Raw genomic sequence first — 14,600 nt, 5'->3', positions numbered from 1 at the left:
TCCGGCCGGATCGGAACAAGAGACACCGGCGCAGCCGGGAAGTGAAGTTAGGGTCTAAGGCAACTGGAGGCAGACATGACTCTCAATTTGAACGTACCCACGACCGCCCCGGACCTGTCTCCGCGGATCACGGTGATCGGCGTAGGCGGAGCCGGCGGTAATGCCGTCAACAACATGATCCAGAGCAACCTGGATGGTGTTGAATTCTTGATCACCAACACCGACGCGCAGGCGCTGACTCAATCGCTCTGCGAACGGCGGATCCAGTTGGGCCGCAACATTACCCAGGGCCTGGGCGCCGGTTCGCGTCCGGACATCGGCCGCGCGGCGGCGGAAGAGGCGCTGGACGAAATCCTCACCGACATCGAGGGCCAGCACATGGTCTTCATCACCGCCGGCATGGGCGGCGGCACCGGCACCGGGGCGGCGCCGGTCATCGCCCGGGCGGCGCGCGAAGCGGGCATCCTGACCGTCGGCGTGGTGACCAAGCCCTTCCACTTCGAGGGCGTGCACCGCATGCGCCTCGCTGAATCGGGCATCAACGAGCTGACCCAGTACGTCGACACGCTGATCATCATCCCGAACCAGAACCTGTTCCGTGTCGCCAACGAGAAGACGACCTTCGCCGACGCCTTCAAGATGGCCGACGACGTTCTGAACTCCGGCGTGCGCGGGGTCACCGACCTGATGGTCAACCCGGGCATGATCAACCTGGACTTCGCCGACATCCGCGCGGTCATGTCCGAGATGGGCAAGGCCATGATGGGCACCGGCGAGGCGGAAGGCGAAGGCCGCGCCATCGCCGCGGCCGAGGCCGCGATCTCCAACCCGCTGCTCGACGATGTCTCGATGAAGGGCGCCCGTGGCGTTCTCATCAACATCACCGGCGGCATGGACCTCACCCTCTTCGAGGTCGACGAGGCCGCCAACCGCATCCGCGACGAGGTCGACCCGGAAGCCAACATCATCTTCGGCTCCACCTTCGATCAGTCGCTGGAAGGCATGATGCGGGTCTCCGTGGTCTCCACCGGCATCGACGTCGACGCCGAGACCCGGCCGAAGCCGATCACCCTCAGCGTCGTCGGCGGCCAAAAGGCCCGCCACGTCGAGAACGCCCCCGGCGCCGGCAGCGGCGCCGGTGCGGCGACGGCTTCTGCGGCAGCGGGCGCTCCGGTCGCCGCCGAAGGCGGCCTCTTCGGCCAGCCCTCGGCCAGCCTGCCCTCTGGCGGCCAGCCTGGGTCCGGCTTTCCGGCCAGCAAGTATCCGCTGACCGGCGGCACGGCCATGAGCGCCGAGCCCTATGCCCCGGCCACCGGCCACGGCGCCACGGCGACGGCCATGGCCATGCCCGAGCCGGAAATGAGCCCGGCCCCACGGGCCAAGGCCGAAGAGGACAGCTTCATCGCCCCGGCCCCGGCCGAGCCGGAGCGGGAAGAGACCGGCGAGGCCGGAACCCTGCATGCCGAGCCGGACCCCTTCGCCGAGGCGGCACTGGCCAACGCAGCCCGTCCGGAGCGTGCGGAGCCCCGTTCGGAGCATGGGGCCGAAGCGGCGCCGCGGCGGGAACCGACCGCCGAGGCCCGCCCGGAGCCGCGTATGGAGATCCGTGAACCGCGCCGCGAAGCGCCGCGGGCCACCACTCCGGCCCCACGCCAGAGCCTCTTCGCCAAGGTGACCGGGGCCGCCCGCGCCCTGGCCTCGACCCAGGGCGGCGACAGCGCCGCCCGGCCCCAGCAGCAGGCGGCGCCGCGGCCGATGGCGGCGCGCAGCGCTTCTCCGGCCCAGCCGGAGCGGCCTTCGGCGGCGCCTAATCAGGCGACTTCGGGTCAGCCGGTTGCGGGCCAGCCCGCCCCCGCTCAGCCCGCCGCCGCTCAACCCGCCGCCGCTCAACCGGTGGGCCCAGCGGGGAGCAATACGGCCCAGCCGCGCCTGTCCGGGCTGGACCCGGCCGAGCGGATCGGGCACAGCCAGGCGGAGGAAGACCTGCTGGACATCCCGGCCTTCCTGCGCCGCCAGGCAAACTGACGTGTTGCACCGCAAGGCAGGTGTTCAAACTGCCTTGCGGTGCCCCAACGCCCCGCGTTCATTGCATCGCGGTAACATATTGTAACAAAGAGTGATTTGAGTGCTTGAGGGGGACTTCATATAGTCCCCCTACTTGTTAGTGGGTTTTTGATTGGGGGTTCCCAGCAAGACCGTCGCCGGTGCCGAGAATCGCGATTTTCTGCGGTTCTTAGGCGAAAAGATGTGATGGCTTGTCGATATTCGTGGCTTGGTTTGGTCGGTCAACCTCAGGATTGAGACGGATACCATGGCAGTAGATAGCGCTTCGGCAGGGCATGTCGTTCGCCAGCAGACGCTTAAGAATTCCATCAATTGCTCCGGTGTTGCGCTGCACAGCGGCGCCAAGGTGAGCATGGTGCTGCATCCGGCTGAGGCGGATACCGGCATCGTGTTCCGCCGCACCGACGCGGCCGGCGGCACGGAGATCCAGGCAAGCTGGCGCAATGCCATCGAGACGCCGCTCTGCACTACCCTGGTGGACCCCAAGGGCAACCAGATCGCCACCATCGAACACTTGATGTCGGCGCTCAGCGGCTGCGGCATCGACAACGCGGTCATCGAGCTGAACGGTCCGGAAGTGCCGATCATGGACGGCAGCGCCGCGCCCTTTGTCTTCCTGATCGAGTGCGCCGGGGTCGCGGTCCAGAGCAGCCCGCGCCGGGCCCTGCGCATCCTTGAAGAGATCTCGGTGTCCGAGCCGCACCGCGCCGCCTCCCTGGCGCCGGGCAATGGCTTCACCGTCAGCTTCGAGATCGAGTTCCCCGACACCCTGATCGGCCGCCAGGAATGGTTCACCGAGGTCAACGAAAGCGCCTTCAAGCGCGACGTGGCCCGGGCGCGGACCTTCGGCCTGGCCCAGGACATCGAGAAGATGCGCGCCATGGGCCTGGCCCGCGGCGGCTCCCTGGAGAACGCCATCGTGGTCAATGGCCATGAGATCGTGAACGAGGACGGCCTGCGCTTCCCCAACGAGTTCGTGCGGCACAAGGTGCTGGATTCGATCGGCGATCTCTATATGGCCGGGACGCCGATCATCGGGCACTTCCAGGGCGACCGGGCGGGCCATGCCCTGACCCTGCGCCTGCTGCAGACCCTCTTTGCCGAGGAAGGCGCCTGGGAGTGGACCGAACTGACCACCAGCCACAGCGCCGCCGGGGCCCAGACCCAGCCGAATCGGGCGGTCGCGGCCCGCGCCTGACGCCAACTGCCGGCTTTACGGCTGAAGCGCCGCCCGCCTGACAGCGGGCGGCGCTTTCGTTTTGCGCCCGGGCGGCGGAGAACCCCAAAAAGGGGTGGTTTTCCGCCTCCTGCGGCCCTCATGAGCCCGCTTGAGGCGTCCGCCGCTTGGACCTATAGTCGCCTGGACAGATATACCTTCCACGGCAGAGATTCGTTCGGGGGCGCGCCGGAAAGGCGCCTGGCACCTCGGGGGCACGGAAAACCATGAGCGATCCCAAAACCAAGCACTTCGGCGCCGGGCGGCCGCGCCGCCGAAGCTCACCGTATCGGCTCGGCCACCTCGCCGCCGCGGCGCTGCTCGGCCTGACGCTGGTCGCCTGCAGCTCGGACGAGCGCCCGGTCTATGTCGAAAAGCCGGTCGAAGAACTCTACAACGGCGCCATGAACGCCATGCAGGCCGGCGACTACGAGGAGGCCGCTCGCCTCTTCGACGAGGTCGAGCGCCAGCACCCCTACTCCGAATGGGCCTCCAAAGCCCAGCTCATGGCCGCCTACGCCTTCTACCAGGAAAACTCCTACGACGAGGCGATCAACGCCCTGGACCGCTTCATCGAACTGCACCCCGGCAGCCCAGACGTCGCCTACGCCTATTATCTGAAGGCGATCAGCTACTATGAGCAGATTTCCGACGTGCGGCGTGACCAGAAGATGACCGCCGAGTCGCTGACGGCGCTGGAAGAGCTGGTGCGCCGCTTTCCGAACAGCAAATACGCCCGCGATGCCGAGCTGAAGATCGACCTGGCCCTCGATCACCTGGCCGGCAAGCACATGGCCATTGGCCGCTTCTATCAGAGCCGCAGCGAATACCTGGCCGCCATCAACCGCTTCCGCACGGTGATCGAGCGCTATCAGACGACGACCCACGTGCCCGAGGCCCTGCACCGCCTGGTCGAGTGCTACCTGGCCATGGGCATTGTCGACGAGGCCAAGGCAACGGCGGCCGTGCTGGGCCACAACTTCCCGGGCAGCGAGTGGTATATCGATAGCTACGCCCTGCTGACCGGCGAAAACCTGCGTCCGGAAGACAGCGAAGGTTCCTGGATTTCGGACGTCTTCTAACGGCGCTCTTGTCTCGGCCCAGGATGGGTGAATGCTGGTCAGCCTGTCGATCCGCAATGTCGTCATCATCGAGAAGCTTGACCTGGCCTTCGATCGTGGCCTCGGCGTTCTGACCGGGGAGACGGGGGCGGGCAAGTCGATCCTGCTCGACTCCCTCGGCTTCGCCCTCGGCAACCGCGCCGACGCGCGCCTGCTGCGCCCCGGCGCCGAACAGGCCAGCGTCACCGCCGCCTTCGACATCGGCCCTCCCGACACGGCTGGCGGGCACCCCGCCCAAGCCATCCTCGCCGAACAGGACATCGAGGCCGAGGATCTGCTGGTCCTGCGCCGGGTGCTGACCAAGGACGGCCGCAGCCGCGCCTTCGTCAACGACCAGGCGGCCTCCGCCGGCCTGCTGCGTCAGCTCGCCGACTGCCTCATCGAGATCCAGGGCCAGTTCGACCAGCGCGGCCTGATGGACCCGGCGACCCACCGCGAGCTGCTGGACGCCTACGGGCGCCTGCAGGCCCCCGCGCGCGGCCTGCGCGCGGCCTGGCGCGCCTGGCAGGATGCCCTGGCGGCGCGCGAAGCCGCGGCGCAACGCCTGGCCGAGGCGCAGCGCGACGAGGCCTTCCTGCGTCACGCGGTGGAGGAACTGGACGCCCTCGACCCGCGCCCCGGCGAGGAGGCGGAGCTGGGCGAGAAACGCAATCGCCTGATGCACCGGGAAAAGCTGGTCGAGGGCCTTAACACGGCGGCGGGCGAGATCGAGACCGGCGCCGAAGCGGCCCTGGGCCGCGCCCTGCGCGCCCTGGAGCGCATCGCCCCCACCGCCGGCGAGGCCCTGAACCCGGCGCTGGACGCCCTGCAGCGCGCCGCGGCGGAAACCGAGGAGGCCCTGGCGCAGCTGAACTCCTTCGCCAGCGACATGGAGCAGGAAGCCGACGACCTGGAGGCCGTGGAGGAGCGCTACTTCGCCCTGCAGGACATGGCCCGCAAGCATCATACGGAGGTCGACGAGCTGCCGGCGCTGCGCGACGAACTGGCCGCGCGCCTCGCCTCCATCGACGGCGGCGAGGCGCAGCTGACGAAGCTGGCCAAGGAAGCCGCCGAGGCGCGCCGCGCCTACGTTGAAGGTGCCGAGGCGCTGTCGAAGAAGCGCAGCAAGGCCGCGACCGACCTCGATAAGGCGGTGATGGCCGAGCTGCCGCCCCTGAAGCTGGAGCGCGCGGTCTTCCGCACCAAGCTGGAGCGCCAGCAGGAGGACGACTGGACGGCGCAGGGCCTGGACCGCATCGCCTTCGAGGTGGCGACCAACCCGGGCAGCGCGCCCGGCCCCCTGGGGCGCATCGCCTCGGGCGGCGAGCTGGCGCGCTTCCTGCTGGCCATCAAGGTCGTGCTGGCCAGCATCAACCCGGAGCGCAGCCTGGTCTTCGACGAGGTCGACAGCGGCGTCGGCGGCGCCACCGCTCATGCGGTGGGCGAGCGCCTGGAGCGCCTGGCCCGCGACCGCCAGGTGCTGGTCATCACCCACAGCCCGCAGGTCGCCGCGCGCGGTACCCACCACTGGCAGGTGGCGAAACGCATGGCCGGCAAGCAGGTCGCGACCCAGGTCGACCAGTTGAGCGACGGCGACCGCCGCGAGGAGATCGCGCGCATGCTCTCCGGCGCCGAAATCACCGAGGAAGCCCGCGCCGCCGCCGAACGCCTGATCGGCACCTCCTGAGCCACCTTTTTTCGATAGGAAGCACCGCCGCTTTATGTCGGGTAAAGCCGCCAAGACCAAAGCCTCTGGAAAGACCGCCGACCTGCCGGCCGAGGCGCTGAGCGAAACCCAGGCCGCCGCCGAGCTGGCGCGCCTGGCCAAGGTCATCGCCCATCACGACAAGCTGTATCACGAGCAGGACGCGCCCCTGATCAGCGACGCGGACTACGACGCCCTGCGCCGCCGCAACGAGGCGATCGAACAGCGCTTCCCCGACCTGATCCGCGACGACAGCCCCTCCAGAAGGGTCGGCGCCGAACCGGCCGCCGGCTTCGGCAAGGTCAGGCACAAGGTGCCCATGCTCTCCCTCGGCAACGCCTTCGAGACCGAGGACGTGACCGAATTCCTGGCGCGCATTTCCCGCTTCCTGGGCCTCGGCACGGAAGAGGCCGTCGACATCATGGCCGAGCCGAAGATCGACGGTCTCAGCTGCGCCCTGCGCTACGAGGGCGGCAAGCTGGTGCAGGGCGCGACACGCGGCGACGGCACCACCGGCGAGGACATCACAGCCAACGTGCGCACCATCGAGGACCTGCCCAAAGCGCTGCAGGGCAAGGGCTGGCCCGAGGTGCTGGAGGTGCGCGGCGAGGTCTACATGTCGCGCCAGGCCTTCATGGAGCTGAACCGGCGCCAGGAGGAAGCCGGGGCCAAGATCTTCGCCAATCCGCGCAACGCCGCCGCCGGCTCCCTGCGCCAGCTCAATCCGGAGATCACCGCCTCACGGCCGCTGCACTTCTTCGCCTACACCTGGGGCGAAGTTGCGGGAGACCCCGCCCAGGCCCTGGGCGGCACCATGAAGGCGGTGCGCGACAGCTTCAAGAAGTGGGGCTTCCGGCTGAACGAGCCCTCGCGACTCTGCCACGGCCTGGACGAGCTGCTGGAGTTCTACCGGCACATCATGGCCGAGCGCCCGGAGCTGCCCTTCGACATCGACGGCGTGGTCTACAAGGTCGACCGCCTGGACCTGCAGCAGCGCCTCGGCTTCGTCAGCCGCGCGCCGCGCTGGGCCATCGCCCACAAGTTCCCGGCCGAGCAGGCGCAGACCATCCTCAACGACATCGATATCCAGGTCGGACGCACCGGCGCGCTGACCCCCGTCGCGCACCTGGAGCCGATCTCCGTCGGCGGCGTGGTGGTCTCCCGCGCCACCCTGCACAACGAGGACGAGATCGCCCGTAAGGACGTCCGCATCGGCGACCACGTCGTCGTGCAGCGCGCCGGCGACGTCATTCCCCAGGTGGTCGAGGCCCTCAAGGACAAGCGCCCGAAGAACAGCAAACCCTATGTCTTCCCCGACCACTGCCCGGTCTGCGGCAGCCTGGCCCTGCGCGAGGAAGGCGAGGCGGTGCGCCGCTGCACCGGCGGCCTGGTCTGCAAGGCCCAGAATTACGAGCGCCTGCGCCACTTCGTCTCGCGCAACGCCTTCGACATCGAGGGCCTGGGCGGCAAGCACATCCAGGCCTTCCTCGACGAGGACATGATCGCCACGCCGGGCGATATCTTCCGCCTGCACGAGCAGGAGAAGGCGATCAGCGAGCGCGAAGGCTGGGGCAGGCAGTCGGCGGCGAACCTGGTGAAGGCCATCGAGGCGCGGCGAACGATCGGCCTCGACCGCTTCATCTACGCCCTCGGCATCCGCCAGGTCGGCGAAGCCACCGCCAAGCTGCTGGCGCGCAGCTACGGCACGCTGGATGCCTGGCGCGACGCCATGACCGCGGCCTACGCGGAGCGCAAGGAAGCCCCGGAGGCGCGCAAGCCCGAGGAGGTCGGCGAGCACTACGCCGAGCTCTGCAATATCGAGGGGATCGGCATGAGCGTCGCCGACGACCTGGTGTTCTTCTTCGGCGAGGACCATAACCTGAAGGTCCTGAAGGACCTGGAAGGCGAACTGACCATCGAGGCGGTGGAAGCCCCCGCCGCCGGCGACTCCCCCGTGGCCGGCAAGACCGTGGTCTTCACCGGCACCCTGGAGACCATGACCCGCAGCGAGGCGAAAGCCCGCGCCGAAACCCTGGGCGCCAAGGTCGCCGGCTCGGTCTCCAAAAAGACCGACTACGTGGTGGTCGGCGCCGACGCCGGCTCCAAGGCCAAGAAGGCCGAGGAACTGGGCGTGGAGATGCTCAGCGAACAGGAGTGGCGCGAGCTTATCGGCGGGTAAAGCGGGCGAGGCTGTGGAAGGATTGCTTGCGGACTGGGAGCAGACCCCGCGGCCAATGCAGCCCTATGTCCGCTTTTGACCCGAAGCGGACCTCTCAAGAACGGATATCACGCACCCTGTGAGCCGTGTTCACTGCGTGGCAGGCGGCCTGACCAAGGCTCTGCGGCGGTCGAGGATGATTCCGGGCCGGGATCGCTCCCTGGCGGAGAGCCAATCGAATGCTTCTTCGAAAAGGCTGGTATCCCAGAGGCGATTGGGCGCCCGGCCCGTGGCCCGGTCCGGATGGCTCAGGCCCTGGCAAGGCGCACCACGACACCTCCCAAAAAGAGAGCCAACCATCATCATTGAATTGTGAACGCCGTGTTGGGGAAGCGCAGCGGCAAAGAAACGTATTACAATCAAACGAACTGATTTGGCCCCGAAGAGGACGCTTGTAAGATTGCGATTAAAGTTAAGCATTTCTTTCCTCGAATCGGAGTACCATATCAGACTTAAAGGCATTCAAGAAGCTGGAGGGGAGCGACCCGTGGAACGGACGAAAGGGATAAGTCGCGCATAGAACTGCTGATCATGGCTGACTCTGGCATCGTCAGACTAAGGCAGGACGCTCGGACGTATCCCAAGGGAGTGAGATTCGTCTTACTAACGCCGAGGAGAGCGCCCCGAGATGAACGTTTTTACGCAGTTTTCCGAAGAATATCGCCGCAGCCAACATGAGGAAGTGACCCTCCAGGATTATCTCATCGCCTGCCGCGACGACCCTGGAATGTACGCTACGACCGCCGAGCGCATGATCATGGCGATCGGCGAGCCCGAGGTCGTCGATACCAGTGCGGATTCCCGGCTGGGGCGAATCTTTCTCAATCGCACGATCAAGCGATATCCCGCCTTCGCCGATTTCTACGGCATGGAAGATACGATCGAGCGCATCGTGAATTACTTCCGCTATGCCGCGCAGGGCCTGGAGGAGCGCAAGCAGATCCTCTACCTCCTGGGGCCGGTCGGCGGCGGCAAGTCCTCCCTTGCCGAGCGGTTGAAGCGCTTGATGGAGGAGCGGCCGGTCTACGTGCTGAAGGCCGGCGAGGAAATGAGCCCGCTGTTCGAGTCTCCCCTCTGTCTGTTCGATCCCGAACGATTCGGCGACCTGCTGGAGGAGAAATACGGCATCGCGCGGCACCGCCTGACCGGGCTCGCCTCACCTTGGGCCATCAAGCGACTCGACGAGTTCGGTGGCGACCTCTCCAAATTCAACGTCGTCAAGCTGATGCCTTCCAAGCTGCGCCAGGCCTGCATAGCCAAGACCGAGCCGGGTGACGAGAACAACCAGGACGTCTCCTCTCTGGTGGGCAAGATCGACATCCGGAAGCTCGAGCATTTCAGCCAGAACGACCCCGACGCCTACTCCTATTCCGGCGGCCTCAACCGCACGACTCAGGGCCTTCTCGAGTTCGTCGAGATGTTCAAGGCGCCGATCAAGGTTCTGCATCCCCTGCTGACAGCGACCCAGGAAGGCAACTACGTGGGTACTGAGAGTGTTGGCGCCTTCCCCTTCCAGGGCATCGTGCTGGCCCATTCCAATGAGGCCGAGTGGCTGCAATTCAAGAGCAACAAGAACAACGAGGCTTTCCTCGACCGCATCTGCGTCATCAAGGTGCCCTATTGCCTGCGCGTCACCGAGGAGGCGCAGATTTACAAGAAGTTGCTGGAGCAAAGCGAACTCGCCGAAGCACCCTGTGCCGCCGAGACTCTCAACAATCTCGCTCGCTTCGCCATCCTCACCCGCTTGAAGGAGCATGAGAATTCGTCGCGCTATTCGAAGATGCGGGTTTACGACGGCGAGAACCTCAAGGACACCGACCCGAAAGCGAAGTCGGTACAGGAATACCGCGATGCCGCCGGTGTCGATGAGGGTATGAACGGCGTTTCCACGCGCTTTGCCTTCAAGGTTCTCTCCGAGACCTTCAATTACGACACCGAGGAAGTGGCCGCGGACCCGGTGCACCTGATGTATGTCCTGGAAAACGCCGTGAAGCGCGAGCAGTTCCCGCCCGAGCTAGAGGCGCAGTACCTGGACTTCCTGAAGTCCGAGCTGGCGCCGCGTTACGCCGAGTTCATCGGCAACGAAATCCAAAAGGCCTATGTCGAATCTTACGGCGAATTCGGCCAAAACCTGTTTGACCGCTACATCGCCTATGCCGATGCCTGGATTGAGGAGCAGGATTTCAAGGATCCGGACACTGGGCAGATCTTGAACCGCGAAACTCTGGATGCCGAGCTCTCGAAGATCGAAAAGCCGGCGGGCATTGCCAATCCGAAGGATTTCCGCAACGAGGTTGTGAAGTTCGCCCTTCGCGCCAGGGCCAACAACGAGGGCCGGAACCCGGTGTGGACCAGCTACGAGAAGCTGCGCGACGTCATCGAGAAGCGCATGTTCAGCCAGGTTGAAGATCTCCTGCCGGTCATCAGCTTTGGGTCGAAGAAAGACAGCGAAACTGATGAGAAGCACCATCAGTTCGTGCAGCGCATGAAGGAGCACGGCTACTCGAAGCGCCAGGTGCGCCGCCTGGTCGAGTGGTATATGCGGGTCAACAAGGCAGGCTGACTGGTGCACTAAGATGCCCTTCTTCATAGATCGCCGGCGCAATCCCAAGGACAAGAGCCTGGGCAACCGCCAGCGCTTTCTGCGCCGGGCCCGCGCCAGTATCAAGGAAGTCGTCAACAAAAAGCTGAAAGACCGCTCGATCGGCGATCTTGACAGCGGCGAGACGATCTCCATTCCGTCCAAGGACATCGACGAGCCGCGACTGCGCCACAGCAGGACCGGCGGCCGGCGCAGCGGCGTCTTCAAGGGCAATAAGGAGTACCTCACCGGAGACCGCCTGCCCAAGCCCCAGGGCGGCGAAGGTGGCGGCGGCAAGCAGGGCTCCGACTCAGGCGAAGGCGAGGACGCCTTCCGCTTCGCCCTGACGCGCGAGGAATTCCTCGACCTCTTCTTCGAGGATCTGGAGCTGCCCGATTTGGTCAAGACGAGCCTGAAGGACGTCACCGTCACCAAGCCACATCGTGCCGGTCTGAGTTCCGTGGGCACCCCGACGAACCTCAATGTCCAGCGCACCATGCGAAATAGCTTCAGCCGCCGCTTGGCACTGAAGCGGCCACGCAAGGAGGAGATCGCCGAGCTTCAGCGAGAGATCATGGAACTGGAGCGGCGGGAGTCGCTCGAGCCCGAGCAGCGCCAGCGCCTGAAAGCGCTGCATGAGGAGTTGGAGGAGTTGCTGAAGCGCCAGCGCTCCGTTCCCTACATCGATCCCCACGACTTGCGCTTCAACTACTTCGAGCAGAAGCCCCAGCCGATCACCCAGGCGGTGATGTTCTGCCTCATGGACGTCTCCGGCTCGATGGGCGAGCGCGAGAAGGACCTGGCCAAGCGATTCTTCATGCTGCTTCATCTGTTTCTCGACCGTTGCTATGAGCGTACCGAGGTCATCTTCATTCGACATACCCACGAAGCCAAGGAAGTCGACGAAGAGACCTTCTTTTACAGCCGGGAAAGCGGCGGCACGGTGATCTCCACGGCCCTGCTCGAGATGCAGAAGATCATGGCCGACCGCTATCCGACCTCGCAGTGGAACATCTACGCGGCCCAGGCCTCGGATGGAGAAAATTACGCTGGCGACTCCGAGAAGTGCATCAAGCTGCTCTCCGAGGCCCTGATGCCCTACTGCCAGTACTACGCCTACGTGGAGATCCTGGACGAACGCGAAAGCGCCCTGTTCCAGGACGAAGCACGGGGCACCGAATTGTGGCGCTCCTACCTGAAGGTCAGGGACGCCTGGCCGAATTTCGCCATGAAGCGGATTAGCCGGCCCGGCGACATCTTCCCGGTGTTCCGGGAACTCTTCGCATCGACGCGGGAGGTGAAGTGAGGCGATGACAGGCTCCAAGACGGCGGCGCCGAAGCGCCAGCAGAAGCGTCGCGGCAAGCCGCTGTTCGAGTCCTCGGAGTGGACCTTCGAGACGATGCAGCGGACCTACGATGCCATTCAGGAGGTGGCGCTCGAGGACCTCGGACTCGACATCTATCCCAACCAGGTCGAGGTGATCTCCGCCGAGCAGATGCTCGACGCCTATGCCTCCCACGGGTTGCCGCTGATGTACGGGCATTGGTCGTTCGGCAAACGGTTCGTCCGCGAGGAGGTAATGTACCGCAAGGGCTACGCAGGCCTCGCCTACGAGATCGTCATCAATTCCAACCCCTGCATCAGTTACAACATGGAAGGCAACACCATGGCCCTGCAGGCCCTGGTGATGGCGCACGCGGCCTTCGGCCACAATCATTTCTTCAAGAACAACTACCTCTTCCGGCAGTGGACCGACGCCGAAGGCATCCTGGAGTATCTCGAGTTCGCCAAGAGTTACATCGCCGGGGCTGAGGAGCGGCACGGCCACCAGGAAGTGGAAGCCCTGCTCGACGCGGCGCACGCGGTGATGGATCACGGCGTCTTTCGCTATAGACGGCCGCCCAAACTGCTGGCGAAGGCGCGCGCCGACCGCGAGCGGGAGCGGCAGGAATACGAGGCCCGCACCTTTCGGGACATCTGGCGCACCGTGCCGCGCCCGCCGGATAAGACGGCGCTGCAGGCAGATGAGCGCGAGGCGGCAAAGCGCAAGGACCTTCTGAAGCTGCCGGAAGAGAACCTCCTCTACTTCATCGAAAAGAACAGCCCAGTGCTGGAGGAGTGGCAGCGGGAGATTCTGCGCATTGTCCGCAACATTGCCCAATACTTCTATCCACAAAAGCAAACCAAGGTGATGAACGAGGGGTGCGCCACCTTTGTTCATCACTACATTGTCAACGCTCTCTATGATAAAGGCCTGTTGACCGAGGGGGCGATGCTGGAGATCCTGCACAACCACTCCAACGTGGTGTTTCAACCTGGCTTCGACGACCCCCGCTACAATGGCATCAACCCCTATGCCTTGGGGTTCGACATGATGCAAGACATACGCCGTATTGCAACGGAGCCGACTGAGGAGGATCGCGAGTGGCATCCGGAGTTTGCCGGCAGCGGCGACTGGCGGTCGGCGTTGAGGGAAGCCTGGGCGAACTACCGGGACGAGTCCTTCATCCTGCAGTACCTGAGCCCCCATCTGATTCGAAAGTGGCGGTTTTTCGTGCTGGAGGATCGCGACAGTGAGCCTCACTACGAGGTCTCGGACATCCATGATGAAGCCGGTTATCGCCGCGTCCGCCAGGCATTGGCGCGAAGCTATGATCTTTCGGCGATCGAGCCGGATATACAGATCGTTGATGTTGAGCTGCTAAGCGACCGCGAACTCAAGCTGCACCACTATATGCGGGACCGTGTGCCGCTGATTGGCAGTGAGCGAGACCGCGTCTTGCACTACCTGCGCCAGCTTTGGGGCTATGACGTGAGCCTGGAAGGCATCGACTCGGCCACCGGGAAGAGTGTCTATAAGGCGGGAACGAGCTCCGACTGAGCGGCAACGGAAAGTCAAGTGTTGCCAAGGACTCTGCTTTCGGACACAGCTGAGGCAACTACCGTCCTCGAAGACAAGCCTGTCGACTACTTCGGGAACATGGCACGCCTGCACCAAATCTATCTTCAAATGAGCCGTGCGGCGGCAGTGTAGATTGCAGTACCAAGGATTGTGGACAGGTGGGTGCCGGAGAAGATGGTGATCCCCGAAGCAGAGGTAGGTGGTACCGGAGTCCCCGCAAAGAGAGAGAAGCTGGAGCGCAACTGACCTGCGCTATGGAAGCTCCGCTATTGGCACGAAGCGGACCATAGTGACCTACGGAAACGACGGCAGCAGTCCGGCGAAAAGGTGACCTTGTTCGACACGCCCGTCGCCCCCTGAGCCGCGGTTGCACCCTTTAAATCGACCTGGCTTCGACCATGTAGTTGTTGGCGCTGCACATGGCGGCGTCGTCGGAGGCAAGGAAGACCACCATGCGGGCGACGTAGACCGGCTCGATGAGGTCCGGCAGGCACTGGCGGTCGCGGTGCTTCTCCAATGCCTCGGGCGTGGCCCAGAGCTCCTTCTGGCGCTCGGTCATGATCCAGCCGGGTACCGCCGTGTTCACCCGGATGCGATGGTCGCCCAGGTCGCGTGCCATGGTGCGGGTCAGGCCGTGCACCGCCGACTTGGCGGTGGCGTAGACCGGAAAACCGCCCCCCGGCCTCCCACCAGGAATTGGAGCCCATGTTGATGATGGCCCCGCCGCCGGCCTCGATCATGTCGGGGGCCACCGCCTGGATCGCGAAGAACATGTGGCGCAGGTTGGTGGCCATGCGCTCGTCGTAGTACTCG

General features: G+C 65.0%; 9 protein-coding genes. 8 read left to right on the top strand and 1 reads right to left on the bottom strand.

Going from position 1 to position 14,600, the window contains the following annotated elements; translation table 11 throughout:
* The first annotated feature begins 75 nt into the window (after positions 1–75).
* From ftsZ to H7X47_RS05720, 8 genes are all read left to right on the top strand, one after another.
* Positions 76–2,025 (top strand): cell division protein FtsZ, encoded by a 1,950-nt coding sequence (gene ftsZ / locus H7X47_RS05755; RefSeq protein ID WP_193367696.1) that lies wholly within the window; start codon positions 76–78, stop codon positions 2,023–2,025.
* A gap of 286 nt (positions 2,026–2,311) precedes the next feature.
* Positions 2,312–3,262: a UDP-3-O-acyl-N-acetylglucosamine deacetylase gene (gene lpxC, locus H7X47_RS05750; RefSeq protein WP_193367695.1), complete on the top strand. Its 951-nt coding sequence runs from the start codon at positions 2,312–2,314 to the stop codon at positions 3,260–3,262.
* Between the two features lie 245 nt (positions 3,263–3,507).
* Positions 3,508–4,362, top strand: coding sequence for an outer membrane protein assembly factor BamD (locus H7X47_RS05745; RefSeq protein ID WP_193367694.1), 855 nt, complete (start codon positions 3,508–3,510; stop codon positions 4,360–4,362).
* Positions 4,363–4,393: 31 nt separating this feature from the next.
* A complete protein-coding gene (gene recN, locus H7X47_RS05740; RefSeq protein WP_193367693.1) occupies positions 4,394–6,067 on the top strand; it encodes a DNA repair protein RecN in 1,674 nt (557 codons plus the stop codon).
* Positions 6,068–6,101: 34 nt separating this feature from the next.
* A complete protein-coding gene (gene ligA, locus H7X47_RS05735; protein WP_193367692.1) occupies positions 6,102–8,264 on the top strand; it encodes an NAD-dependent DNA ligase LigA in 2,163 nt (720 codons plus the stop codon).
* A gap of 667 nt (positions 8,265–8,931) precedes the next feature.
* Entirely contained in the window at positions 8,932–10,866 is a 1,935-nt protein-coding gene (locus H7X47_RS05730; RefSeq protein ID WP_193367691.1) for a PrkA family serine protein kinase, read from the top strand.
* 13 nt (positions 10,867–10,879) lie between these two features.
* Positions 10,880–12,190: a YeaH/YhbH family protein gene (locus tag H7X47_RS05725; protein WP_193367690.1), complete on the top strand. Its 1,311-nt coding sequence runs from the start codon at positions 10,880–10,882 to the stop codon at positions 12,188–12,190.
* 4 nt (positions 12,191–12,194) lie between these two features.
* On the top strand, positions 12,195–13,766 hold the full coding sequence (locus tag H7X47_RS05720) for a SpoVR family protein (protein ID WP_193367689.1): 1,572 nt from the start codon (positions 12,195–12,197) through the stop codon (positions 13,764–13,766).
* Between the two features lie 397 nt (positions 13,767–14,163).
* Here the strand turns inward: H7X47_RS05720 and H7X47_RS05715 are convergent, their stop codons facing one another.
* The gene (locus H7X47_RS05715; RefSeq protein WP_322096460.1) at positions 14,164–14,484 is read right to left on the bottom strand and encodes an SDR family NAD(P)-dependent oxidoreductase; all 321 of its coding nucleotides are present in this window, start codon (positions 14,482–14,484) and stop codon (positions 14,164–14,166) included.
* Positions 14,485–14,600 lie beyond the last annotated feature (116 nt).

This window comes from Pelagibius marinus (assembly GCF_014925385.1).
GTDB lineage: Bacteria > Pseudomonadota > Alphaproteobacteria > Kiloniellales > Kiloniellaceae > Pelagibius > Pelagibius marinus.
This window is presented reverse-complemented; position numbering and strand designations above follow the sequence as displayed.